The following is a 23,050-nucleotide window of genomic DNA, read 5'->3' on the forward strand; positions in this document are numbered from 1 at the left end:
GGATGCTGACGTCATGCGTGGCGTGCAGCTGCCGCGAGACGAGAGAGCCTCCCATGCCTGAGAGCACCGGCACGAAGCCGTCCGTCCTGTTCGTCTGCGTCCACAACGCCGGCCGCTCCCAGATGGCCGCCGCCTGGCTGACCCACCTGGCCGGGGACCGCGTCGAGGTCCGCTCCGCCGGCTCCGAACCGGGCGACCAGGTCAACCCTGCCGCCGTCACAGCAATGGCCGAGGCCGGCATCGACATCTCCACCGAGGTCCCGAAGATCCTCACCGTGGACGCGGTGAAGGCGTCCGACGTGTGCATCACCATGGGCTGCGGCGACACTTGCCCAGTCTTCCCCGGCAAGCGCTACCTGGACTGGAAGCTCGACGACCCGGCCGGCCAAGGCGTCGAAGAGGTCCGCCCGATCCGCGACGAGATCAGGACCCTGGTGGAAAGCCTGATCGCCGAGATCGCCCCGGCCGAGCCGGAGGCGACGGTGTGAGCCGACTGCGCGATGTCATCCTCGTTAGCTCCGCCAGGCCGCTGTCGGCACCGGGGATCGTGAGGTCTCGGCCCACCCTTCGTGCACCACGAGTACGAAGGCCCTCCCGCCCGATGGGCGAAAGGGCCTCTGACCTGGTGTTTCTCTGTGCCCCCGGCAGGATTCGAACCTGCGACACCCGCTTTAGGAGAGCGGTGCTCTATCCCCTGAGCTACGAAGGCATGGCTGTGGCCGCCAGTGTAGCGGGTGGTGTGCTCGGTGTACGGGGGCCGGGGGGCTTGGGGATCTTGGAAGGTCGGGAGGGCATCGAGGCGCCGCCCAGTGCCTACTGGGTCGTGACGCTCACCCGGGCCCGGCTCGAACCGTCCGACGGCGAACCGCCGGTCTCCACGGTCACCGCGGTCGAGGTGCCCGTGCCTCAGCTGCCCCGGGCGAGCGTGGAACGGTTCGCCGAGATCGTGAGGGAGCGGCGTCCGGAGACCCGGGACACCCCCTAGGACCGTGTCACCTGCACCCGGTAGTCCCCCTTCTCGTCCTTCTCCAGCACCGAGATCCGTATCCCGTTGGCCCGGTCCGTGAAGGTGTCGCCCGGTTGGTACGGGGCGTCCGAGAGTTCGGCGTGGACGTTGGGGAGTCGGGTGCAGCCGGGGCTGTTCTTGGTGCTGTCGGACACCGAGACCGGGCCCTGGCCCGTGTCCACGTCGGAGCTGACCTTGTAGATGAGGACGCCGGGGCGGCAGACCGCCTGGTCGTTGCCCGCCTGGGTGCGGACCTCCACCGCGTAGCCGGACTCCGCGGTCAGGGGGACGAACGCCAGCTTCAGGCCGCCGCGCGTGGCCAGGGGTTCCAGGACGTGGTCCGTGGTGCCGGGGCGGGCAGCGCAGCTCACCTGGTCGTTGTCCAGCCAGCCCAGCTTCCACTTGTGCCAGCCGAGCAGGTCGTTGTTGGCGCCCCAGTCCTCGGACATGATGTCCCAGTGCCCGACCGAGCCGCCGCCCTCCATCGTGTAGAGGTCGGGCAGGCCGAAGACGTGGCCGTTCTCGTGGGGCAGGACCCGGTAGCCGGTCTGGGTGTACGAGCCGGAGCCGTCGTCCTGGCGGCTGTAGACGAACGAGGTGTTGGACAGCGGCACCCCGTCCGCGACCGGGGCGTCGTCGTTGCCCGAGAAGGTCACCGAGAGCACGGTGTCCAGGGCGGAGGGCCCGGCGTTCGGGGTGACCAGGATGTTGACCAGGTCGTACTCGTCGAAGTCCACCCTCGGGTCCGCGGCCGCCACGATGTCCTGCACCAGGTGGCGGTAGCCCGGCTCGTACGGGGAGCCCCGCTCGATTCCGTACTCCTCGAAGGGCAGCGGCATCCGCAGCCACGAGCGGATCGGCGCCTCCGGTATGTAGCTGAGGCGGCCGTACGAGCTCGTCCGGAACCAGTCCGTGGTCTGCGGGAAGAATTCCGCCAGCCGGTCCATGGCCGGCTCGGTGCCCTCCGCGTCCGGGAAGTCGATCATCAGGTTCAGCGCGTGGACGCGGCCGGTGGAGCGCGCGTAGCCGGGCTGCGTCGGCATGCCCTCCGACATCTGTACGCCCATGGCCGACGGGATCCGGCAGGGGCCGAGCCCTGTGGCCGCCGGGGCCGTCGCGGCGGGGCCGGCCGACGCGGGGCTCTGCAGGGGCAGGGTGCTGCTCGCGGTCGCCAGGGCGGCGATGACCAGGGCTGTCGCAGCACCGAGGGCGACCGGGCGGCGGTGCTTGCGTATCCGGTGGCGGGGCTGCTGCATCGAGGCGCCTTCCGGTCCGCGGCAGCCGGCCGACCCCGGCTGCGCTCTGCCGTCAGCCTCTTCCGGGTGATCGTCGGCCGCTCGCTGGGTGCGCCGTTCGGTTGGTTTTCCGGCGACGGCGGTGTGCGTGACGCGGGTCACAAAGTCCGGGGAAATAACCGGGGAGGGTTTCCCCGTTTGCACTCGTGTCCCCCGCGAAACGGGGAAGCGGTCCCCGGTTCTTTCCCCGGCCGGATCCGCGCAGGGAAGAGCCGGAAGACGAAGAGACCCGGAAGACAAGGAGCACCGCCGTGGCCACCACCGCACCCGCGCAGCCCCGTACGCCCAGGCCGAGGGCCGACGCGCTGCGCAACCGGGAGCGGATCGTGACGGCCGCGCGCGAGATGTTCGTGGAGTTCGGGCCCGACGTGCCCCTGGACGAGGTCGCCCGCCGCGCCGGCGTCGGCAACGCGACGCTCTACCGGAACTTCCCCGACCGGGCCGCCCTCATCCACGAGGTCGTGCTCGCGGTCACCTCCCGTACCACCGACCGCGCCGAGGAGGCCGCCGCCGAAGAAGCGGACCCCTTCGCCGCGCTCACCCGCTTCGTCCACGCGGCCGCCGACGAACGCATCGGGGCCCTGTGCCCCATGCTCTCCGGCGGCTTCGACAAGGACCACCCCGAACTGCTCGCCGAGCGCCGGCGCCTCGAAGAGGCCGTCGAAGGGCTCGTCGCGCGCGCCATGTCCGCGGGTCGCCTGCGCACCGACATCGCCGTCGGTGACGTCCTGGTCGCCCTCTCCCAGCTCACCCGGCCGCTGCCGGGCATCGCCTGCCCGAACATCGACCGGTTCACCCACCGCCACATCCAGTTGTTCCTGGACGGACTTGAGGCCCCGGCCCGGTCCGTACTCCCCGGAACGGCGGCGACCTTGGAGGACCTGCGGCGCCGCACGTGACGTGATGCGCGCCCGCCTGACCTCTGTGAACTGAGCCCGACCTCCTCCCGTCCGTATACGTGCCCTCAGCCGTGCCCGCGAGCAGCGGAACGCACGGTTCGCGATCTCTCGCGCCCTCGCGCGCTCCTAGGTGGCCACTCCCATGTCACATTCCATGTCAAAAACACCTGATCTCCGACTCCCCGACCCCAGTCGCTGGAAGGCCCTGGCCTTCATCGCGCTCGCGCAGCTGATGGTGGTGCTCGACGCCACGATCGTGAACATCGCGCTGCCGCACGCGCAGACCGCACTCGGCATCACCGACGCCAACAAGCAGTGGGTCATCACCGCCTACGCCCTCGCCTTCGGCGGGCTGCTGCTCTTCGGCGGACGCATCGCCGACCTCTGGGGCCGCAAGCGCACCTTCGTGGTCGGCCTGATCGGCTTCGCGCTGGCCTCCGCGCTCGGTGGCGCGGCGCAGAACCAGGGCATGCTGTTCGGCTCCCGCGCCCTCCAGGGCGTCTTCGGCGCGCTGCTCGCACCGGCCGCGCTCTCGCTGCTCGCGGTGATGTTCACCGACGCCAAGGAGCGTGCCAAGGCGTTCGGCATCTACGGGGCGATCGCCGGTGGCGGTGGCGCCGTCGGCCTGATCCTCGGCGGATTGCTGACCCAGACGCTGAACTGGCGCTGGACCTTCTTCGTCAACATCCCCTTCGCGATCGTCGCCGCCGCCGGTGCGTACTTCGTCATCCGCGAGCCCGCCGGCAGCCGCAACCGTTCGCCGCTCGACATCCCGGGCGTGGTCCTGTCCGCGCTGGGTCTGGTCTCGCTGGTGTACGGGTTCACCCGCGCCGAGTCCGCGGGCTGGTCGGACGCGCTGACCGTCGGTTCGTTCGTCGCCGCCGGTGTCCTGCTGCTGTCCTTCGTCGTCACCGAGGCCAAGGTCAAGTCGCCGCTGCTCCCGCTGCGCGTCGTGATGGACCGCAACCGCGGTGGTGTCTACCTCTCGCTGGGCCTGGCCGTCATCGCGATGTTCGGCCTGTTCCTCTTCCTCACGTACTACCTCCAGGTCGTCCAGGGCTACTCGCCGATCAAGACCGGCTTCGCCTTCATGCCGATGATCGCGGGCATGATCACCGGCTCCACGCAGATCGGCGCCCGGCTGATGACCCGGGTGCCGGCCCGCAAGCTGATGGGCCCCGGCTTCCTGACCGCCGCGGTCGGCATGCTGCTGCTCACCCAGCTGGACATCGACTCCTCGTACGCGGCCGTCATCCTGCCCGGCCAGCTGCTGCTGGGTCTGGGCATGGGTACGGCGTTCATGCCGGCCATGTCGCTGGCCACACACGGGGTCGAGCCGCGTGACGCGGGTGTCGCCTCGGCGATGGTCAACACCTCGCAGCAGGTCGGCGGTGCGATCGGTACGGCCCTGCTGAACACGATCGCCGCCTCGGCCGCCACGGCGTACGCCACCTCGCACGCCGCCCTCGGCGCCAAGAACCCGGAGCTGCTGAAGCTCCAGTCGATGGTGCACGGCTTCACCGGTGCCATCTGGTGGGCCGTCGGCATCCTGGTGGTGGCCGCCGCCATCGCGCTGACCTTCGTCAACGCGGGCCGACCGACCTCGGCGGGGACCACCGGAGGTTCCGCTTCCGGTGACGCGGAGGGTGTCGAGGACGAGATCAGGGTCCCGGTCGTCGCCCACTGACCCCGGCCGCCCGCGCGGATACGTCTCTGCCCCGGTTCCCTCGTACGGAGGAACCGGGGCAGAGGTGCGTCAACGCGGGGTTCAGCGCAGCCAGGGGAGGTCGGCGTCCGCGCCCTCCGGCTGCAGTCCGGCCGCCAGGACCTGCATGATCTCGCCGAGCGAGCGCACCTGCTCGGGCGTGAGGCGGTCGAACATCGCCTGGCGGACGGCCTTCACATGGCCGGGGGCCGAGCGGCGCAGCATCGCGTGGCCCTCGTCGGTGAGGACGGCGTTCTGGCCGCGCTTGTCGGAGGGGCAGTCCTCGCGGCGCACCCAGCCGTTCTTCTCCAGCCGGGCGACCGCGTGGGAGAGGCGGGAGCGGGTGATCTTGGCGTTCCTGGCCAGTTCGGTCATCCGCATGCGGTGCCGGGGCGCCTGGGAGAGCTGGACGAGCAGGCCGTAGTAGATGTGCGGCATGCCGGCATCGGCCTGCAACTGGCGGTCGAGGTGATCCTCCAGAAGCGTGGTGGCGTGCAGATAGGCGCGCCAGACGCATTGCTCTTCGTCGGTGAGCCAGAGCGGCGCACCGGTTGATGCCGTGGTCATGTACTCCACTGTACGACCTTTTCTTGAAAGTTGAACTAGATAAGGCTAAGGTCTCTGAAGGTAGGAGCTTGAAGATTAAAGAATCCTTCCTTCCGAAGCCCTCTACAGAAGAACTACCTTGAGTAGCCGCAGTTGGGGAGTGCCATGACCATCACCTCGGAGCGCATGCCCGCCCTCTACCTCTCCCACGGCGCCCCGCCGCTCGCCGACGACCCCGTCTGGCCCGGCGAGCTGGCCGCCTGGTCGGCGGAGCTCCCGCGCCCCACTGCCGTCCTCATGGTGTCCGCGCACTGGGAGGAGGCCCCGCTCGCGCTCGGCGCCACCGAGACGCTTCCGCTGGTGTACGACTTCTGGGGCTTCCCCGAGCACTACTACCAGGTCAGGTACGCCGCCCCCGGCGCCCCGCGGCTCGCCGAGAGCGTCCGCAAACTGCTGCGCGGCGCCGGGACGCCCGTCCAGGACACCCCGGACCGCGGCCTCGACCACGGCGCGTACGTCCCACTGGTCGAGATGTTCCCGGAAGCCGACATCCCGGTACTCCAGATCTCCCTGCCGACGCTCGACCCGCAGAAGCTCATGGACATCGGGCGCAAGCTGGCGCCGCTGCGCGACGAGGGCGTCCTGATCATCGGCAGCGGCTTCTTCACGCACAACCTCGCCGCCCTGCGCCATACCGGCGGCGGCGGCGTCCCCGGCTGGTCGGCGGAGTTCGACGACTGGGGAAACCGCGCACTCCAGGCGCAGGACATCGACGCGCTCCTGGACTTCGCGCACAAGTCCCCGGCGGGCCGCCTGGCGCACCCGCGCACCGAGCACTTCGCCCCGCTCTTCGTCACCCTCGGCGCCGCCGAGCAGGAGCTCGGCCAGGGGCGCAGCGTGATCGACGGCTTCTGGATGGGGCTCGCGAAGCGCTCGGTGCAGTACGGCTGAGCTTTTTACGGGTGCGGCGTCGCTGAGCTTTTACGGGTGCGACGTCACAGCACCGGCGGGTTCAGCTCCACCGAGCGCAGCGCCGCCGCGAGGGCCGGCGCGTCGCCCACGTCCAGTGCGGTGTCCGTGAACTTGATGGTGTGGTCGTCGCCGTGCGCCGCCGCGCGCTCGAACACCTCACCGGCCGTGAGCGACGCCCCGTACCCGGCCGGGAGGACGGCGGCCTCGGCGGGCGAGTACGCGGCGGTCACCGCCGCGCTCGCCGCCCACGCGGCCCCCACGCTCGGCGCCCACAGCTCGCGCGGCAGCGCCGGCAGTGTCCGCAGGACGGCGTTGGGCGCGGTCGCCGCGTGCACCAGCATCACCGGCGAACCGTGCCCGTACTCCGCGTAGCGGTGGACGGCGGCCCCCACCAGCTCCTCAAGCCCGGCGCGCGCCTCGTCCGCACCGGTCACGGCCGCGCCCCGCCACTGCGGGAACGCCGTGATCTGGGCCAGCCGGGCCCGGATGCCGCCGCTCTGGTCGGGCACCCGGTCCACGGCGGCCAGCGCGTCGCCGGCGGTCAGGACCGGGGCGAGCGGGGTCAGCGGGGGCAGCGGCTGGTGGCGGGCCGCCCAGTAGCCGAGCGCGTGGGCCAGCTCCGTGACGCGGGGACCGGTCTCCTCCGTGGTCAGCAGGGTGCGCACGCTGTGGCCGAGCCGGATCACCGGATGCGTGGAGCCGCCCGCGATGCCCGGGAGCAGCCGGGGCCACCACTCGGCGAGCACGTCGCGCCAGGGGCGGTCGGCGGTCTCCCGCTCGAAGTACACCGCCCAGTCGGCGATGCGGCGGGGGTCGCCCAGGGCCTCCTGCCAGTTCGCCGGAGTGACCTCGGCGAAACGGTCCGGCATGTCCTCCAGCTTCGCCCGGTAGTGGTCGAGCCAGCGGTGCACGCCGGCCGCCTGGCCGTTGCGGACCAGGGCCTCCACGGCCATGGGCGCGTGATTGGACAGCCAGCCGTCCCGCTCGGGGCCGGAGGAGTGCAGCCGCTCCAGGGCCTCGTCGAGGGTGCCGGTGGTGTCGGGGGTGGCGGTGTGGTGCGTCGTCTCGTTCATGACAGCGACGCTATGCACCCGGTGCGCGCCCGGTAACGGACCGCGGTCCCAAGGTCCCGGGCATGGGACCTAGGACTCCGGACCGGGGCCCGCGGACCGGGGACCGGGGCGGAGGTCCGGGCAACCGGCGACCCGTAGCCGGCGTCTTCCGGGGTACGGGAGGTGGGGAGGGACCCCGAAACGACCCCGGTACCCGGCCTGACCTGCACGGACGTGCCCGGCAGCGGCATGCGACCGCTCCGGTGGCGGGACAGGGTACTGCATGATCTCGAAATTTAATGCCAGGCATGGGAATTCTGTCCGGATTCCAGTCGTTGTTTCCATCGGATGCAGGGCACCCGAGAGGGTGTCGCGACCTACTCAGCAAGGGAGCACGCATGGCAACCCGTGCCGTCGCCCGCCGTTCGTCCGCCACCGGCGGGACCAACCGGGCGAGCAGTGTTCGCGCCGTGGGCGGAGAGATCGCCGATCGCGACCTGGTCGGCATGTACCTGGACGAGATAGCGCGTACGCCGCTGCTCGACGCCGCCAAGGAAGTCGACCTCTCGCAGTCCGTCGAAGCCGGTGTCTACGCACACCAGATCCTCGACGGCCAGGTGGAGAGCGACGCCGGCGGTGCCTCGCGCGAGGAGCTGGAGGCGCTGGTCGCCGAGGGCGAGCGCGCCAAGGACGTGTTCATCCGTTCCAACCTCCGTCTCGTCGTCGCCGTCGCCCGCCGTTACCCGCGGGCCGGGCTCCCCCTGCTAGACCTGATCCAGGAGGGCAACGCGGGTCTGGTGCGCGCGGTCGAGAAGTTCGACTACGCCAAGGGCTTCAAGTTCTCCACGTACGCCACCTGGTGGATCCGCCAGGCCATCACCCGCTCCATAGCGGACCAGTCGCGCACGATCCGGCTCCCCGTCCACCTGGTGGAGGAGCTGGGCCGCATCCGCCGGGTGCAGCGCGAGTTCAACCGGGAGAACGGCCGCGACCCGGAGCACGCCGAGATCGCCGCCGAGCTGGGCTCCACGACGGGGCGCGTCGGTGACGTCCTGGACTGGGCCCGTGACCCGGTCAGCCTGAACATGTCCGTGGACGACGAGGGCGACACGCAGTTCGGTGACCTCCTTGAGGACACCTCCGCCATCTCGCCCGAGCAGTCCGTGCTCACGCTGCTGCGCAGCGAGGAGCTGGAGGAGCTGATCGGCAAGCTCGACAACCGCACCGCGTCGATCATCCGCATGCGGTACGGAATCGAGGACGGCCGCGAGCGCACGCTCACCGAGGTCGGCAAGCAGCACGGCCTCACCCGCGAGCGCATCCGCCAGATCGAGAAGCACGCGCTCCTCGAATTGAAGCGAATGGCTCACGACACGGGCTTTGACGCTGCGGCCTGAGCCCGAGTCCAGTAACCTCCGAATGAGGCCGCTTCACCGGGCCCCCTGAGCTGAGTCCCGGCGCCCACCCCCCCTGGCGCCGGGGCTCATTCTTTTACGCGCGGCCTCGTACGTCACCGCCGGACCCCGCGCGGCTGAGCCGGCCGCCCAGCTCCGACACGTACGCCACCAGCTGCGGCGGCCGGTGCACGGTGAACTCGCAGTCCACCATCGCCAGCCGCACCGCCAGCCACTCCAGCTGGTCCCGCAGCACCGCCCGCAGCCGGCAGCCGCCCTCGCCCTCCGGTTCCAGCGGCCCGACGCGGCCGTGCAACCGCGACGCCACGAACTCCGGCGGCGCCGCGAAGCTCACCTCCACCTCGGTCTCGGGCTGCCGGCGCGCCATCGAACTGGACAGGAACTCCGCCGCGTCCCCCTCCGGCAGCTCCCTCGGCGTGAACCGGGCCCCGGTCGCGAACGGGTCGCTGACCCGGTCCACCCGGAAGGTGCGCCACGCCTCGCGCCCCAGGTCGTACGCCACCAGATACCAGCGCCACCCGGTGCTCACCAGCCGGTACGGCTCGACCTGGCGCCGGGTCTCCGCGCCGTCGCCCGCCCGGTACGCGAAGCGCAGCCGCTCCCGGCCGGTGACCGCCGACGCCATCACGGTCAGGGTCTGCGGGTCGATGGTCGACCCGTCGCCCCTGGCGAGGGGGACCGTCGCGTTCTGGAGGGTGGAGACCCGGTGGCGCAGCCGGGACGGCAGCACCTGCTCCAGCTTGGCCAGCGCCCGTACGGACGCCTCGTCCACGCCCTCGATGGCATGGCCGGCGCCGGCCCGCAGGCCCACCGCGATGGCGACCGCCTCCTCGTCGTCCAGGAGCAGCGGCGGCATGGCGGCGCCCGCCACGAGCCGGTAGCCGCCGACCGAACCGCGCGAAGCCTCGACCGGATAGCCGAGGTCGCGCAGGCGGTCGATGTCGCGGCGGATCGTGCGCGGACTGACGGCGAGCCGGTCGGCGAGCTCGCTGCCCGGCCACTCGCGCGGTGTCTGAAGCAGTGACAGCAGATTCAGCAGTCGTGCCGGGGTATCGGTCATGTCACCCAGCATGCGTGCTCATTGGGTCATGATCTGTCCTATTCGCTGTTTAGATTCTTTCCATGACTTCCTCAGCACCACTGCCGTCTCCCGCGGCTGCTTCGGACCGCCGCCGGTGGTTCGCCCTGGCCATCGTGATGACCGCGGCCTTCATGGACCTGGTCGACGTCACGATCGTCAACATCGCCATCCCCAGCATCGAGCGGGACACCGGAGCCTCGTTCAGCTCCATCCAGTGGATCGTCGCCGGATACGCCCTGGCCTTCGCCGCCGGGCTCATCACCGGCGGGCGGCTCGGTGACATCTACGGCCGCAAGCGGCTCTTCCTCGTCGGCATAGGAGGCTTCACCCTCGCCTCCGCGCTCTGCGGATTCGCCGCCAACCCGGACATGCTGGTCGCCTCCCGCTTCCTCCAGGGCGCCACGGCGGCCCTGATGGTGCCGCAGGTGCTGTCGATCGTGCACGCCACCTTCCCCGCCCACGAGCGCGGCAAGGTCTTCGGCCTGTTCGGCGCGATCGTCGGCCTCGGCGCGGTCTCCGGGCCGCTGCTGGGCGCGCTGCTGACCGAGTGGAACATCGCCGGTCTCGAATGGCGGCCGATCTTCCTGATCAACCTGCCCGTCGGCATCCTCGGCCTGGTCCTGGGCAGCAAGTTCATCACCGAGTCCAAGTCGCCCAGGGCGCTCCGCCTCGACCTGGTCGGCGTCGTGCTCGTCACGCTCGGCATGCTGATGCTGATCTACCCGCTGACCCGGGGCCGCGAGCTGGGCTGGCCGCTGTGGGGCTATCTGTCGATGGCCGGGAGCGTCCTCGTCTTCCTCTTCCTCGTGCTGTTCGAGCGCGCCAAGGCAGGCCGGGACGGGTCGCCGCTGATCGAGCTGTCGCTGTTCCGGGTGCGGAGCTTCGCCGCCGGGATCGCCGTGCAGCTGACCTTCGGCATCGGGCTGGGCATCTTCTTCCTGGTCTGGACGCTGTACATGCAGATGGGCCTCGGCTGGAGCGCCCTGCGGGCCGGCACGACCGGAGTGCCGTTCTCCATCTCCGTCTCGGTGGCCGCCGGTCTCTCCGTGCAGAAGCTGGTACCCCGCTTCGGCCGCAAGGTCCTCCAGACGGGTGCCCTGCTCATGGCGGCCGGGCTGCTGCTCTACATCTGGGAGTCGCACCACTACGGCATGGGCATCACGTCCTGGCAGATGGCGCTGCCCTTGGTCGTCATGGGCGTCGGCATGGGCCTGATCGTGGCGCCGCTGGCCGACGCGGTGCTGTCCGAGGTGCCCAAGGAGCACTCCGGGTCCGCCTCCGGCCTGTTCAACACCGTGCAGCAGATGGGCAACGCGCTGGGCCTCGGGCTGGTCTCGGTCGTCTTCTACGGGGCGATCGGCGACCGGCTCACCCCGCAGCAGGTGGGCCCGGCGTTCGCGGACGCCTTCGAGCAGTCGCTGTGGTGGGTGGTCGGTGTGCTGCTGCTGATCTTCGTGGTGATGTTCGCCCTGCCGGCCAGGCCGAAGCAGCACGTCGAGGGCGCGGCGGACGACGAGCCGGCCGCGACGGAGCCCGCCAAGGAGCCGGTGCTCACGCACTGAGCCGACGGCGTACGAAGCGGAGTCACCGGTGCCCGCGTCCCTCCGGGGGCGCGGGCACCGCGGCTTTCCACGCGGCGGGCGGCCCGTCAGCAGATGCGCGTACGGGCTTCCATCGCGCAGCGCGCCGTCGCCTCGTCGCCGTACACCTCGCACATGTGGCGGCCGTCCGGGGTCGCCGTGTGCTCGACCTCCCACAGGCTCGTCTCGCTGCCGTCGAGGAGCAGGAACGCGTGCTCGTACAGCGTGAAGCCGGCGTCCCGGCCCTCCACGCGGCACTGGCGGCCGAAGACCTGCGTGATGTGGTGCGCGAAGGCGGCCCGCAGCAGATGGGCGGTCTCCTCGCCGGGCACGTCGCCGTTCTCCGCGCGGCGCAGCACGCGACGGGCGTGGTCCGCGGAGTTGTCCGGCGCGTACATCCGGGGGAGCGGGGCCGGGGGCGCGGCCAGCAGCGCCGACATGAGCTCCAGGTCGGCCCGGGTCCCCTCGTCGTCGCAGAAGTCGGGGACGTCCCACAGGCCGCCGGTCAGCCGGGCGGCGGCGATGTGCGCGTCGGCCTCGTCGTCGTACAGCTCGTGCTGCCGGGTGTCGGGATGGCCGTCCCCGCGCGGACCGCTGTGCACCAGCTCCCACAGGGTCAGCGCGGAGCCGTCGCTCAGCAGATACGTATGGCGGTAGGTCTCGCGGTGCAGGGTGGCGCTGTGATGCGAGGAGTGCAGGGAGCTGCTGTGGGCCAGCGCGGAACCCAGCCGCTCCACCGTGCTGTCGGGGAGGTCGAACGAATTGAGAGCCCGACGCAGGATTCGCTCGAGGTGCTGCTCGGTCGTCTCGTACGGATCGCTCAAGGTGCTGTCTCCAGGCCGTCGCCGCGTGTGACTTGGTGCGTGCATAACGTAGCCCCTGGGGCTGACATCGGGACCGGGGTTCAGAAAAACGCACGGGGCGCACGGAAGGTTCCGCGCACGCGGCCCGGACTTCCTCGCGCGGGCGGGCTCTTCCCGCGCGGGTGGTATTCCCTACGCGGAGCCCTCCCCTACGCGTGCGGTGGCCCGGCTTCCGTGCCCGGCCCGTAGAGGTCGCTGTACGAGGGGAAGGTGCCCCCGCCGTCGCGGCCCGGGACGCCCTTCGCCGCCCGGACCGCCTTCACGATGGCCCGGGCCACCGCCTCCGCACCCGCCGCGAGCAGCGGGTTGAGCGCGACCGGGTCCGCCGCGTCCAGGTCCCGCCGGCCGGTGGCGAGCGCGAACACGGTGTCCCCGTCGGTCATCAGGTGCACGGGCCGGATGGCACGCGCCAGCCCGTCGTGCGCCGTCCCTGCCAGCTTCTGCGCCTGGGCGCGGGTCAGGGCGGCGTCGGTGGCGACGACGGCGAGCGTGGTGTTGAGCGGGGGGCGCGCATCCGTGCCGCGCGCCTGCGCCAGGCGCCGTCGCGCCGCCTCGTGGACCTCGGCCGGCGGGGCGACGGCCGGCTCCTCACCGCCGTACTCCCCGAACAGCACCCCCGTACGGGGATCGAGCACCGAGCCCGCGGCGTTGACCACGACGAGCGCGCCGACGGTGAGCCCGGACGGCAGCAGGACGCTCGCGGTCCCCACCCCGCCCTTGAGCTGCCCGGCCACCGCCCCCGTGCCCGCGCCGACGCACCCCTCGGCGACCGCCGCGCCCTCCGCCGCCCGGGCGGCGTCCTCCACGGCCGCCCGGCCCGTCGCCGCGTCCGGCCTGGCCCGCCAGTCGCCGCCCCGCCCGAGGTCGAACACGCAGGCCGCCGGGACCACGGGGACCACCTGGGCCGGATCGGCGCCCACCCGCACCCCGCGCCCCCGCTCCTCCAGCCAGGCCATCACCCCGGACGCGGCGTCGAGCCCGTACGCGCTGCCGCCGGTGAGCACGACCGCGTCGATGCGCTGGACCAGGTTGCGCGGATCCAGCGCGTCCGTCTCCCGCGTCCCCGGCCCGCCGCCTCGCACATCGACGGCGGCGACGACCCCGCTCTCGGGAGCGAGTACGACGGTGGTGCCGGTGAGAGCGCCCTCGCCGTGGACCTGCGCATGGCCGACCCGCAGCCCGTGTACGTCGGTGAGGGCATCCTGACGGGTCATGGCGGGCTCCTTCGGGCGGGGGTGGGCGGACAACGTATCGCCGCAAGCCCCGCGACTCGCTCACCCCTTGGCCCCGCAAAACAGGACCAATCATCCCATGCCGCCCTACCGTGGCACCGTGACCGAGCCACCTGAAGCCGCAGGCGCAGCCGCGCAGCCCGCCCCCGGGGGTCGTACCGGAACCGTCGAGGGGGTCGGCGGTGCGCCGGTGCCGGGCGGGTCCGGGCGGGCCGGAGGGCTCGTTCCCCGGTCCGTCACCGCGCGGGCGACCGCGGCGGGTGTCATCGTCTCCCTTCTGCTCGTCGTGGCCATCGTGCTCGGCAGCCGGTTCCTGGAGCACTTCGACTCCGCGCTGCTGCCGTACGCCGTGGCCACGGTGTTCCTTGCCTTCGGCGTCGCGTACCGGTACACCGTGTGGGTCTCCGCCCCCGGCGCCAAGCGGCTCTTCAAAAAGGGCTGGGGGAGCCTCTTCTCCCTCGACAACTTCCGCCGCGCGCCCACCGCGCTGCCGAAGATGATCGCCACCTACCTCGGCTTCCAGAAGTTCCTCGGCGCCCGCTCGCACGCCCGCTGGGCCGCCCACCAGCTGATCTTCTGGGGCTGCATCCTCGCCGCGCTGATCACCTTCCCGCTGACCTGGGGCTGGTTCACCTTCACCTCGGGCACCAGCTCCGGACCCGGCTACGAGATGCGTATCTGGGGCTTCAAGATCCTCGGGTTCGACTCCCTGGACTTCCTCGGCTGGCTGATGTTCCACGGCCTGGACATCGCCGCCGTCCTCGTCATCCCCGGCGCCTCCTACTTCCTGTGGCGGCGGATGAAGGACCGGGCGGCCATCACCGGCCAGCGATTCGCCTACGACCTGGTGCCGCTGATCGCGCTGATCGTCATCTCGGTGACCGGGCTGCTGCTCACCTTCTCCTCGATCTTCCTGCACGGCGGCGGCTACGAGTTCCTGGCGATCCTCCACATGGTCGCGGTGGTCTTCACCCTCATCTACATCCCGTTCGGGAAGTTCTTCCACATCGTCCAGCGCCCCGCCGCCGTCGGCATGCAGCTGTTCAAGTACACCGGCCGGCAGGACGAAGAGGTCTTCGCCTGCCGCCGCTGCGAGGAACCCATCGACACCACCCCGTACGTCGACAACCTCCGCGGCACCATGCGCGACCTCAGCCTCGGTTTTGACGAGTGGGCCGAATACTGCCCGCGCTGCAAGCGGGTGCTGCGAGGCAGCGCCTATCTCTCCCAGGTGAAGAAGGGCTTCAAGTGACCGCGGACTCGCGAACGCCCGAACCGCATGCGGTCGTTCCCATCGATCCCTCCCTCGCGCCGCCGGGCACCCGCGCCTTCCGCGACGCGGGCGGCATCCCCGCCGACCGGTGGCACGCCGACCAGAACGGCGAGACCCTCGTCCCCACCCACTGCTGCTTCTGCGGCGTCCAGTGCGGCATGTATCTGCGCGTCGACCGCGGTGGCAAGGTCTTCGGCGTCGAACCCCGCAACCACGACATCAACCGCATGCGCCTGTGCCCCAAGGGCATCAACGCGTACCAGCAGATCAACCACCCGGACCGGCTCACCGCCCCCCTGATGCGCCGCTCCCGCGACGAGGACTTCCGTGAGGTCTCCTGGGACGAGGCGCTCGACTTCACCGTCGCCGAGATCCGCCGCATCCAGCAGACGTACGGGCACGACGCCTTCGGGCTGCTCGGCGGAGCGAGCCTGTTCTCCGAGAAGACCTACCTGGTCGGCAAGTTCGCCCGGGTCGCCCTCAAGACCCGGCACGTCGACTACAACGGCCGGCTCTGCATGGTCAGCGCGGCCGGCGCCAACAAGCTCGCCTTCAACATCGACCGGGCCGGCAACCCCTTCTCCGACATCCTCCTCACCGACTGCCTGCTCATCGCCGGCTCCAACGTCGGCGAGTGCTTCCCCGTCATGACCCAGTACGTGTGGGGAGCCCGGGACCGCGGCGCCAGCCTCATCGTGATCGACCCCCGCGAGACGGCCATCGCCCGGACCGCCGACATCCACGTCGCCCTCAAGCCCGGCACCGACTCGGCGTTCTTCAACTCCGTACTGAACGTCGTCATCGAGGAGGGCCTCACCGACGAGGCGTACCTTGCCGCCCACGCCACCGGCTGGGAGGAGGTCAAGGCCAAGGTCGCCGAGTACCCGCCGTCCCGCGCCGCCGAGATCTGCGGCATCCCCGCCGAACAGATCGTCCAGGTCGCCCGCACCTTCGCCCGCGCCCCCAAGGCCATGGCCTGGCACGCCCGGGGCATCGAACACCACTCGCAGGGCGTCGAGAACTGCCTCACCGTGATCAACCTCTGCACCGCCACCGGACACATCGGCAGGCCCGGCGCCGGCTACGGCACCATCACCGGCCAGGGCAACGGACAGGGCGGCCGCGAACACGGCCAGAAGTCCGACCTCCTTCCCGGCGGACGCTCCATCAACAACGCGGAGCACCGCCGGCAGATCTGCGAGGTCTGGGGCATCGAGGAGTCCGAACTCCCGCCCGCCGGAACCTCGATGATGGAAATGGTCTGGCAGATGCAACGCCGCGAGATCCGCGGCCTGATCGGCATCTGCAACAACCCCTTCGTCTCCCTGCCCAACTACAAGGTGGTCAAGGAGGGGTACGACGCCACAGAGTTCCACGCCCAATTCGACTTCTTCCTTTCCGAGACCGCCGCCAACGCGCACGTCGTCTTCCCCGTCACCACCTGGGCCGAGGACGACGGCGTCATGGCCAACGCCGAAGCCCGGGTGGTCAAGCACAACAAGGCCCAGGACCCGCCCCTGGGAGTCCGGACGGACACCTGGGTCATGTGTGAACTCGCCCGCCGACTCGGCGCCGGCGACAAGTTCGCCTTCGACAACTCGCGCCAGGTCTTCGACGAGCTGCGGATCGCCTCCGCCGGCACCGTCAACGACTACTACGGCATCACCTACGAACGGCTGGAGGAGACCGGCGGCATCGCCTGGCCCTGCCCGTCCACCGACCACCCCGGAACGCCCCGGCTCTTCGAGGACGGCAGGACCTACCACCCCGACGGCAAGATCCACCTCCAAGTGGTCGAATGGCACCCGCCGATGGACCCGTACGACGACGAGCACCCCATGACGCTCACCACCGGCCGCACCGTCGCCCACTTCCTCTCCGGCAACCAGACCCGCAGGCTCGGCGGCCTGGTCGAGCAGACCCCCCGCCCCTGGGCCGAGGTCCACCCCTCCCACGGCTTCCGCAACGGTGAGCCGGTCCGCGTCGTCACCCGGCGCGGCAGCGAGGTCTTCCCCGCCCTGGTCACCGAGGCGATCCGCCCCGACACCGTCTTCATTCCCTACCACTGGCCGGTCCCCACGGCCGCCAACGCGCTCACCATCGACGCCCTCGACCCCCGCTCCAAGATCCCCGAGTACAAGGTGTGCGCCTGCCGCATCGAGCACGCCGAGCGGATTGACGAGGTCCCCGCGCCCCCGGTCGCCCCCGGCCACGTCGCCTACCCGGAGGCCCAGGTCTCCCGCACCGACCCGCTGCCGCCCACGTCCCCGCAGGGCCGCGGCACCTCGGAGAGGAGCTGATGCCCGCATGATGGGCCGAACAATCTTCATCGACCCGGGCCGCTGCATCGGCTGCCAGGCGTGTGTCTCCGCCTGTCGCGAATGCGACTCGCACCGCGGCAAGTCCATGATCCACCTCGACTACACCGACGAGGGCCAGTCCGTCGCCTCCCTCCCCACCGTCTGCATGCACTGCGAGGACCCCGTCGCCCCGTGCGCCGAGGTGTGCCCCGCCGACGCGATCCTGGTGACCGCCGACGGCGTCGTGCAGCAGGCCGACACCACCCGCTGCATCGGCTGCGCCAACTGCGTCAACGCCTGCCCCTTCGGCGTACCGAAGATCGACCTCCAGGCGAAGCTGCAGATGAAGTGCAACCTCTGCTACGACCGCACCGCCTACGGCCTCGCTCCCATGTGCGCCACCGTCTGTCCGACCGGAGCGCTCTTCTACGGCACCGCCGAGGAGCTCCAGGCCGAACGCCCCGGTGTCCAGGTCGCCGACTCCTTCGTCTTCGGCGAGAGCGAGGTCCGGACCGGCGTCGCGATGGTCGTGCCCGCCGACCGGGTCCAGTGGCCGGTCCCCGGCGGCCTGCCCGTCGTGGAGATCAACGGGAAGGACGTCCGACGGTGACCGAGACCGACTACCCGCCCCCCGGCGACCCGAGGCAGCCCCCGCCCCGTGACCCCGGCAGCACGCCGCCCGGCGCCCCCGGACAGCCGGCCTCCGGCGACCCGCGCGAGGCCCTGCACGACCGGATCGCCGCCGACGCCCTCACCACCCGGCGCGACTACCTGCGCATCGTCGCCACCGTGTCCGGCGGGCTCGCCATCGGCGGTCTCGGCGTCGCCGGCGGCATCCTGCCCCGCCACGGCGACCCCGACGACGGCAAGGCCCCCGCCCCGAAGAAGATCGCCGCCGAGCTCCTCCCCGGCGAGTCCATCGCCTTCGACTACCCCGACGAGGAGGACCGCGCGGTCGCCGTCCGGCTCAACGACGGCACGCTCGTCGGTTACTCCGCCATCTGCACCCACCTCGCCTGCGGGGTGCTCTGGCGCAAGGACCGGGGCACCGAGGGCGAGCTGTACTGCCCCTGCCACGAAGGCGTCTTCGACGCCCGCAGCGGCGAGGTCACCGCCGGACCGCCGCCCCGGGGGCTCCCCAAGGTCGTGCTCACCGAGGAGACCGACGGCAGCGTCTGGGCCGTCGGCACCACCCGCTCCGGCGAGAGCATCGAGCACGGGCTGTGCCGCCAGTTCGGCGAGGACCGCCCCGACCTGGCCTCCCGCCTCGGGTGCCCCGGTGTCCGCGACGGCGCCGAGGCACCCGCCGCCCCCGGCGGAACCGCCCGCACGGTCGCCCCCGGACCCGTCGCCCCCGGCCCGTCCCGTACGCGTACCGGAGCCGGCGCGTCCGACGCCCCCGGGAGCCCGTCATGACCGACGACGACCGCCGGCCCCCGGGCGCCCCGGGCCCGCAGCCCGCCCCGGGCCCTCACCCCGCCCCGGACCCGCAGACCCCCGGCCCCCCGCAGCACCCCGGCCCGCACTATCCCGAGTACCACCCCGGCAGCGCACGGGCCGAGCTCAACCGGCCCGTCCACGAGCGCTACCCGCAGATCCGGCCCACCAGCGGCTACGGCGACCCCCGCGTCCGCCACACCGGGCCCGGTCCCGGTGCCGGCACCGACCAGGAGCCCGAGCGGTCCTCCAAGCTCACCGCCCGCCTGGTGCTGTCCATGTCCGTCGTCATCGGGCAGCTGTGGGGTCTGACGGTCATCGTGGACGAGTGGATGGAGGGCAACTCCGGCACCGCGTGGTGGGGCGCCGGCTTCCTCTGCCTGTCGTTCCTCGTCGTCCTCGGGCTCTGGCTGCTCGACCCCAAGGACCGCTGACCGGCAGGCAGGGGCGGGGCGGCCGTACCCTGGAGGCATGAGTACCGCCCCCGCCCCCGGACCGCGTGACGCGGAGCCCACCACGCCGGACCGGCCCAGGCCCGCGCTGATCTTCGACGATCCGCTGGACCAGCGGTCCGCGGACGATACGGACCAGGGGTGGGGCGAGCGGGCCCCGTCCGGCGGCAGCGCCGCGGACCTGGCACGCTTCCTCGACGAGAAGCCCCCGCACCACATCTGACGCCGGGCCCCGTCCGGGGCGGTGACCCACCTCCGTACGGCCCGGGCCGCACGCCTCAGCACAGGACCACCGCGAAACCGCCGGAGATCCCCGTCCCCGCCAGGTCGGCCGCCGTCGCCCTGGGCACCGCCAGCACGATCAGCGCCCCCTCGCCCGACGGGCCCCCGCCGTCCGCCGACGGCACCCGCTCCACGCGCGCGCCCCGCGCCACCACCCGGGCCTCCGCCGCCCCGGGACCCCCTGACGCGACCACGTCCACCCGGTCGCCCGGGCGCAGCAGCCGTACGGTCTCCGCGTCCGCGATCCGTACCGGCGCCGACACCAGGCGTACCGGAGGCGAAGCCCGCTCCCGGGACACCGCCCGCGCCGTATCACCGGCCGTCCCGCCCGCACCTCCCCCGGCCAGCCCGGAGACGGCCAGCGCGGCCGCCGTCAGTGCCAGGCCCGCCGCCATCGACCGGCGCTGCCGCCACATCGCACGGCGCAGCCGCTGACCGGTACTCACCCGCACCCGCAGCGGTGGGAACGCGGGCACCCCGGACGGCGGGGGAGCGGGCAACGGTCCCGGTGGCCCGACCGCGTAGGCAGCGGGGGAAGGGGGCTGGGGGAAGGTGGGGGAACCGGATGAGCGCATCGCGAACACCGCCTGCGTCGGGGGCCGATGGGGCAGGCCCGGCTACCGGAACCCCGAGGTCCCGGTAGCCGGACAACCCCCACGATCCACCCGCTCCCGGATTTCCGCCGGAGCCTGTGGACCGCCCACCCCATGTGGAAAACCCCGTCACCCGCAGGAGGGAAGACCGGCAGCTGGGAACAGGAGAACGCCCGCGGGCGCCGGCCCCGCCGCAGCCAAAAGCCCTCCTACGGCAGCACGATCCCCGTCTCGATCCCGTCCAGCGCGTGCCCGCACGGGCAGCCCCGGCCCTCCGTCGTCGGCAGGGCCGCCACCGCGTCGAAGAGGACCGAGCGCAGTCGGTCCACATTGGCGGCGAAGACCTTCAGCACCTCCTCGTGGGAGACGCCCTCGCCGGCCTCCGCGCCCGCGTCCAGGTCCGTGACCAGGGTCATCGTGGTGTAGCAGAGGCCCAGTTCGCGGGCGAGCACGGCCTCCGGGTGCCCGGTCATGCCGACGACGGACCAGCCCATCGCCGCGTGCCAGCGCGATTCGGCGCGGGTCGAGAAGCGCGGGCCCTCGACCACCACCAGCGTGCCGCCGTCCACCGCCTCCCAGTCCCGGCCCCGCGCGGCGGCCAGCGCCACCTTGCGGCCCTCGGGGCAGTACGGGTCGGCGAAGCCCAGGTGCACCACGTTCGGCAGGACCCCGTCGGCCCGGGTCTCACCGTCGTAATAGGTCTGCACACGGGTCTTCGTCCGGTCCACCAGCTGGTCCGGCACGATCAGGGTGCCCGGCCCGTACTCCGGGCGCAGGCCGCCCACCGCGCACGGGCCCAGCACCTGGCGCACGCCGACCGAGCGCAGCGCCCACAGGTTGGCGCGGTAGTTGATGCGGTGCGGGGGCACGTGGTGGCCCCGGCCGTGCCGGGGGAGGAAGGCGACCTTGCGGCCGCCGGTCTCGCCGATGAAGACGGAGTCGCTGGGGTCTCCGTAAGGGGTTTCCACGCGGACCTCGGTGACGTCCTCCAGGAAGGAGTACAGCCCCGAGCCGCCGATCACGCCGATCTCTGCGTTCGCCATGCGGTCACCCTAGGCCGTGGCCGCACAGCCCCGTCCGCCGGGCGCGGACGCGCGAAGACCCCGCCGAGCAGCTCGGCGGGGTCTTCGCGAAAGCTGTGGAGCCGGTCGCTCAGGCGGCCGACGAACCGCTCGTCGAGGAAGAGGAAGACGACGAGGAGCCGGACGACGCGGACGCGGGGGCGGCCGACGACTTCGTCTCCGACGACGTCGAGGAGCTGGTCGAGGACGACCCGGAACCGGAGGTCTTCGCGGCGGAGGAAGCCGGTGCGCTGCTCGAAGAGGAGCCGCGGCTGTCGTTCCGGTAGAAGCCGGAACCCTTGAAGACGATGCCGACCGCCGAGAACACCTTCTTCAGGCGTCCGTCGCAGTTCGGGCACACCGTGAGGGCGTCATCGGTGAACTTCTGCACCGCTTCGAGGCCCTCGCCACACTCGGTGCACTGGTACTGGTAGGTCGGCACTTTGTTCCTCCTGGCACTCTGACTCGATGAGTGCTAACGACGCTCCATACTGACGTATTCCGCTGGATCAGTCCACCGTGACCGGCCCGCGGTGACCGATACCACGCGCCACGGTCCGCCCCACACCGGCCGGCAGGAGCCTCGAACGCAGCGTCAGCAGGGTCGCCAGGGCCAGCACCGTACCCACCAGCGGGACCAGGAAACCGGCGCTCGCGCCGTGACCGTCCGCGAGCCGGCCGGTCACCGTCACCGCGGCCGCCTGGCCCAGCGCCACCGCGCCCGTCAGCCAGGTGAACGCCTCGGTCCGCGCGGAGCCCGGCACCAGCGCCTCGACCAGCGTGTAGCCGCTGATCAGGGCCGGCGCGATGCAGAGCCCGACCAGCAGGCCGAGCCCGGCGAGCAGCGGCGCGGAGTGCACGGCCCACAGGCCCGACGCGGTCAGCGCCAGCGCCGTGTAGCCGACGAGCAGGCGGCGGCGGGGGCCGGACTTCCAGGCGATGGCTCCGCAGGCGATCCCGGCCAGCATGTTGCCGGCGGCGAAGATCCCGTACAGCACACCGTTGGCGCCCGGGTTGCCGATCTCCTCGGCGAACGCGGTCAGCGAGACCTGCATGCCGCCGAAGACCGAGCCGATGCCCAGGAAGGCGACCGCCAGCACGCGCACGCCCGGGATGGACAGGGCGGAGGCGTGCCGCTCGGCGCCGGGCAGGGCGCGGTCGCGGACCGGCGGCTGCGTGGAGTGCCGGGCGGCGAAGAGCAGGCCGCCGGTCAGGGTGAGCACGGCCTCCGCGATCAGGCCGGCCGCCGGGTGCACGCCCGTGCAGAGCGCGGTGGCGATGACCGGGCCGATGACGAACGTGAACTCGTCCGTCACCGACTCGAACGCGGCGGCCGTCGCCAGCAGCGGGGACGCCTCGCGGCCCGGTGCCGCGCCGAGCATCGCCGCCCAGCGGGCCCGCACCATGGGGCCGATCTGCGGGACGGACGCGCCGGTCGGTACGGCCGCGGCGAACAGGGCCCACAGGGGCGCGTCCGCCAGGGCGAGCGTCACCAGGAGCGAGACGGAGGCGGCGTGGACCAGGACGCCGGGCAGCAGCACGGCCCGCTGGCCGAGCCGGTCGGCGAGCTTGCCGGTCTGCGGCGCGAACAGGGCCATGGAGACCCCGGTGAAGGCCGCGACGGCGCCGGCACTCCCGTACGAGCCGGTGGTGTGCTGGACCAGCAGCACGATGCCGATGGTCAGCATCGCGAAGGGTTGCCGTGCGGCGAAGCCGGGAAGGACGAAGGTCCACGCCCCGGGGGTGCGCAGCAGCTGCCCGTATCCGGGGCGTTCGGAGACCGTGGACGCCACGGTCCTTGCCTTTCTGCCGCCTGGTGGCCGGGCCCCTGGGACGGCCGGCACAGGAGTGCGGGCCCGGGCGGGGCTGCCGAGAGCTGTCCTCTTCGCGCGGAACTGCGGTAGATGCCGGGCGCTCGCGGCGGTGTGCGGGGCACAGCCGGTACGGAGGACGCCACGACCGCCATACGGTCGCGCCAGCTCTGCGTCAGGCAGAGTTGGTCGATC

Annotated in this window: 23 protein-coding genes and 1 tRNA gene; 13 read left to right on the plus strand and 11 right to left on the minus strand. The window is 72.0% G+C overall.

Annotated features, from left to right (window positions below):
• Window positions 1–53 precede the first annotated feature (53 nt).
• Window positions 54–488, plus strand: coding sequence for an arsenate reductase ArsC (locus tag OG867_RS18750; protein WP_328900704.1), 435 nt, complete (start codon window positions 54–56; stop codon window positions 486–488).
• A 148-nt stretch (window positions 489–636) separates the two neighbouring features.
• Here the strand turns inward: OG867_RS18750 and OG867_RS18755 are convergent.
• Window positions 637–709: transfer RNA gene (locus OG867_RS18755), tRNA-Arg, on the minus strand.
• A gap of 66 nt (window positions 710–775) precedes the next feature.
• Between OG867_RS18755 and OG867_RS18760 the strand changes: the two genes are divergently transcribed.
• The gene (locus tag OG867_RS18760; protein ID WP_406286790.1) at window positions 776–985 is read left to right on the plus strand and encodes a hypothetical protein; all 210 of its coding nucleotides are present in this window, start codon (window positions 776–778) and stop codon (window positions 983–985) included.
• Here the strand turns inward: OG867_RS18760 and OG867_RS18765 are convergent.
• Window positions 982–2,262: a M6 family metalloprotease domain-containing protein gene (locus tag OG867_RS18765; RefSeq protein WP_406286792.1), complete on the minus strand. Its 1,281-nt coding sequence runs from the start codon at window positions 2,260–2,262 to the stop codon at window positions 982–984. The two genes, OG867_RS18760 and OG867_RS18765, sit on opposite strands and share 4 nt — an antisense overlap.
• A 290-nt stretch (window positions 2,263–2,552) precedes the next feature.
• Here OG867_RS18765 and OG867_RS18770 point away from each other — a divergent pair, with 290 nt between their 5' ends.
• The gene (locus tag OG867_RS18770) at window positions 2,553–3,200 is read left to right on the plus strand and encodes a TetR/AcrR family transcriptional regulator (RefSeq protein WP_365682188.1); all 648 of its coding nucleotides are present in this window, start codon (window positions 2,553–2,555) and stop codon (window positions 3,198–3,200) included.
• A gap of 154 nt (window positions 3,201–3,354) precedes the next feature.
• A complete protein-coding gene (locus OG867_RS18775) occupies window positions 3,355–4,887 on the plus strand; it encodes an MFS transporter (RefSeq protein WP_328900677.1) in 1,533 nt (510 codons plus the stop codon).
• Between the two features lie 81 nt (window positions 4,888–4,968).
• Here OG867_RS18775 and OG867_RS18780 read toward each other — a convergent pair whose 3' ends face one another.
• Window positions 4,969–5,481 (minus strand): MarR family transcriptional regulator, encoded by a 513-nt coding sequence (locus OG867_RS18780; RefSeq protein WP_328900676.1) that lies wholly within the window; start codon window positions 5,479–5,481, stop codon window positions 4,969–4,971.
• Between the two features lie 135 nt (window positions 5,482–5,616).
• On the opposite strand from OG867_RS18780, the gene OG867_RS18785 reads away from it, so the two are divergent.
• The gene (locus OG867_RS18785; protein ID WP_406286795.1) at window positions 5,617–6,402 is read left to right on the plus strand and encodes a DODA-type extradiol aromatic ring-opening family dioxygenase; all 786 of its coding nucleotides are present in this window, start codon (window positions 5,617–5,619) and stop codon (window positions 6,400–6,402) included.
• A gap of 44 nt (window positions 6,403–6,446) precedes the next feature.
• On the opposite strand, the gene OG867_RS18790 is transcribed toward OG867_RS18785, so the two are convergent.
• Complete coding sequence (locus OG867_RS18790) at window positions 6,447–7,496, minus strand: questin oxidase family protein (protein ID WP_328900674.1); 1,050 nt, start codon at window positions 7,494–7,496, stop codon at window positions 6,447–6,449.
• A 377-nt stretch (window positions 7,497–7,873) separates the two neighbouring features.
• Here OG867_RS18790 and OG867_RS18795 point away from each other — a divergent pair, with 377 nt between their 5' ends.
• Complete coding sequence (locus tag OG867_RS18795; protein ID WP_406286797.1) at window positions 7,874–8,872, plus strand: RNA polymerase sigma factor RpoD/SigA; 999 nt, start codon at window positions 7,874–7,876, stop codon at window positions 8,870–8,872.
• A 94-nt stretch (window positions 8,873–8,966) separates the two neighbouring features.
• Here the strand turns inward: OG867_RS18795 and OG867_RS18800 are convergent, their stop codons facing one another.
• On the minus strand, window positions 8,967–9,950 hold the full coding sequence (locus OG867_RS18800) for a helix-turn-helix transcriptional regulator (RefSeq protein ID WP_406286799.1): 984 nt from the start codon (window positions 9,948–9,950) through the stop codon (window positions 8,967–8,969).
• Between the two features lie 62 nt (window positions 9,951–10,012).
• On the opposite strand from OG867_RS18800, the gene OG867_RS18805 reads away from it, so the two are divergent.
• A complete protein-coding gene (locus OG867_RS18805) occupies window positions 10,013–11,533 on the plus strand; it encodes an MFS transporter (RefSeq protein WP_328900671.1) in 1,521 nt (506 codons plus the stop codon).
• Between the two features lie 86 nt (window positions 11,534–11,619).
• Here the strand turns inward: OG867_RS18805 and OG867_RS18810 are convergent, their stop codons facing one another.
• Both OG867_RS18810 and OG867_RS18815 read right to left on the minus strand, forming a co-directional pair.
• Entirely contained in the window at window positions 11,620–12,375 is a 756-nt protein-coding gene (locus tag OG867_RS18810; protein ID WP_328900670.1) for a DUF6227 family protein, read from the minus strand.
• 188 nt (window positions 12,376–12,563) lie between these two features.
• Window positions 12,564–13,628 (minus strand): P1 family peptidase, encoded by a 1,065-nt coding sequence (locus OG867_RS18815; RefSeq protein ID WP_406286802.1) that lies wholly within the window; start codon window positions 13,626–13,628, stop codon window positions 12,564–12,566.
• A gap of 118 nt (window positions 13,629–13,746) precedes the next feature.
• Between OG867_RS18815 and OG867_RS18820 the strand changes: the two genes are divergently transcribed.
• Genes OG867_RS18820 through OG867_RS18845 form a run of 6 tightly spaced genes read left to right on the plus strand, consistent with a single transcriptional unit; the run spans window position 13,747 to window position 19,331 of the window.
• Window positions 13,747–14,898 carry an MFS transporter gene (locus OG867_RS18820; protein WP_406286804.1) on the plus strand — a complete coding sequence of 384 codons (1,152 nt, stop codon included), beginning with the start codon at window positions 13,747–13,749 and terminating at the stop codon, window positions 14,896–14,898.
• Window positions 14,895–17,219: a molybdopterin oxidoreductase family protein gene (locus OG867_RS18825; RefSeq protein ID WP_406286806.1), complete on the plus strand. Its 2,325-nt coding sequence runs from the start codon at window positions 14,895–14,897 to the stop codon at window positions 17,217–17,219. Before OG867_RS18820 ends, OG867_RS18825 begins: the two co-directional genes overlap by 4 nt.
• A gap of 7 nt (window positions 17,220–17,226) precedes the next feature.
• Window positions 17,227–17,829 (plus strand): 4Fe-4S dicluster domain-containing protein, encoded by a 603-nt coding sequence (locus OG867_RS18830; protein WP_018104243.1) that lies wholly within the window; start codon window positions 17,227–17,229, stop codon window positions 17,827–17,829.
• A complete protein-coding gene (locus OG867_RS18835) occupies window positions 17,826–18,635 on the plus strand; it encodes a ubiquinol-cytochrome c reductase iron-sulfur subunit (RefSeq protein ID WP_406286808.1) in 810 nt (269 codons plus the stop codon). The genes OG867_RS18830 and OG867_RS18835 overlap by 4 nt, the downstream gene beginning before the upstream one ends.
• Window positions 18,632–19,090, plus strand: a complete 459-nt coding sequence (locus tag OG867_RS18840) for a hypothetical protein (RefSeq protein WP_328900665.1) — start codon at window positions 18,632–18,634, stop codon at window positions 19,088–19,090. Before OG867_RS18835 ends, OG867_RS18840 begins: the two co-directional genes overlap by 4 nt.
• 37 nt (window positions 19,091–19,127) lie before the next feature.
• Window positions 19,128–19,331 (plus strand): hypothetical protein, encoded by a 204-nt coding sequence (locus tag OG867_RS18845; protein ID WP_406286810.1) that lies wholly within the window; start codon window positions 19,128–19,130, stop codon window positions 19,329–19,331.
• A gap of 55 nt (window positions 19,332–19,386) precedes the next feature.
• On the opposite strand, the gene OG867_RS18850 is transcribed toward OG867_RS18845, so the two are convergent.
• The 4 genes from OG867_RS18850 to OG867_RS18865 all read right to left on the minus strand — a co-directional run bounded on the left by OG867_RS18850 (window position 19,387) and on the right by OG867_RS18865 (window position 22,837).
• On the minus strand, window positions 19,387–19,842 hold the full coding sequence (locus OG867_RS18850) for a hypothetical protein (RefSeq protein WP_406291045.1): 456 nt from the start codon (window positions 19,840–19,842) through the stop codon (window positions 19,387–19,389).
• A gap of 350 nt (window positions 19,843–20,192) precedes the next feature.
• Entirely contained in the window at window positions 20,193–21,026 is an 834-nt protein-coding gene (locus OG867_RS18855) for an S-methyl-5'-thioadenosine phosphorylase (protein ID WP_328900664.1), read from the minus strand.
• A 109-nt stretch (window positions 21,027–21,135) separates the two neighbouring features.
• The gene (locus OG867_RS18860) at window positions 21,136–21,486 is read right to left on the minus strand and encodes an FmdB family zinc ribbon protein (RefSeq protein WP_328900663.1); all 351 of its coding nucleotides are present in this window, start codon (window positions 21,484–21,486) and stop codon (window positions 21,136–21,138) included.
• 67 nt (window positions 21,487–21,553) lie between these two features.
• The gene (locus OG867_RS18865; protein WP_328900662.1) at window positions 21,554–22,837 is read right to left on the minus strand and encodes an MFS transporter; all 1,284 of its coding nucleotides are present in this window, start codon (window positions 22,835–22,837) and stop codon (window positions 21,554–21,556) included.
• Window positions 22,838–23,050: the final 213 nt, after the last annotated feature.

The organism is Streptomyces sp. NBC_00209 (assembly GCF_045206345.1).
Classification (GTDB): Bacteria; Actinomycetota; Actinomycetes; order Streptomycetales; family Streptomycetaceae; genus Streptomyces.

Bases quoted from the DNA above. Each gene is read 5' to 3' on its own strand.
- OG867_RS18840 (WP_328900665.1), top strand. From the start codon at position 18,632: ATGACCGACGACGACCGCCGGCCCCCGGGCGCCCCGGGCCCGCAGCCC.
- OG867_RS18790 (WP_328900674.1), bottom strand. From the start codon at position 7,496: ATGAACGAGACGACGCACCACACCGCCACCCCCGACACCACCGGCACC.
- OG867_RS18795 (WP_406286797.1), top strand. From the start codon at position 7,874: ATGGCAACCCGTGCCGTCGCCCGCCGTTCGTCCGCCACCGGCGGGACC.
- OG867_RS18815 (WP_406286802.1), bottom strand. From the start codon at position 13,628: ATGACCCGTCAGGATGCCCTCACCGACGTACACGGGCTGCGGGTCGGC.
- OG867_RS18785 (WP_406286795.1), top strand. From the start codon at position 5,617: ATGACCATCACCTCGGAGCGCATGCCCGCCCTCTACCTCTCCCACGGC.
- OG867_RS18845 (WP_406286810.1), top strand. From the start codon at position 19,128: ATGAGTACCGCCCCCGCCCCCGGACCGCGTGACGCGGAGCCCACCACG.
- OG867_RS18765 (WP_406286792.1), bottom strand. From the start codon at position 2,262: ATGCAGCAGCCCCGCCACCGGATACGCAAGCACCGCCGCCCGGTCGCC.
- OG867_RS18800 (WP_406286799.1), bottom strand. From the start codon at position 9,950: ATGACCGATACCCCGGCACGACTGCTGAATCTGCTGTCACTGCTTCAG.
- OG867_RS18750 (WP_328900704.1), top strand. From the start codon at position 54: ATGCCTGAGAGCACCGGCACGAAGCCGTCCGTCCTGTTCGTCTGCGTC.
- OG867_RS18775 (WP_328900677.1), top strand. From the start codon at position 3,355: ATGTCAAAAACACCTGATCTCCGACTCCCCGACCCCAGTCGCTGGAAG.
- OG867_RS18855 (WP_328900664.1), bottom strand. From the start codon at position 21,026: ATGGCGAACGCAGAGATCGGCGTGATCGGCGGCTCGGGGCTGTACTCC.
- OG867_RS18805 (WP_328900671.1), top strand. From the start codon at position 10,013: ATGACTTCCTCAGCACCACTGCCGTCTCCCGCGGCTGCTTCGGACCGC.
- OG867_RS18830 (WP_018104243.1), top strand. From the start codon at position 17,227: ATGATGGGCCGAACAATCTTCATCGACCCGGGCCGCTGCATCGGCTGC.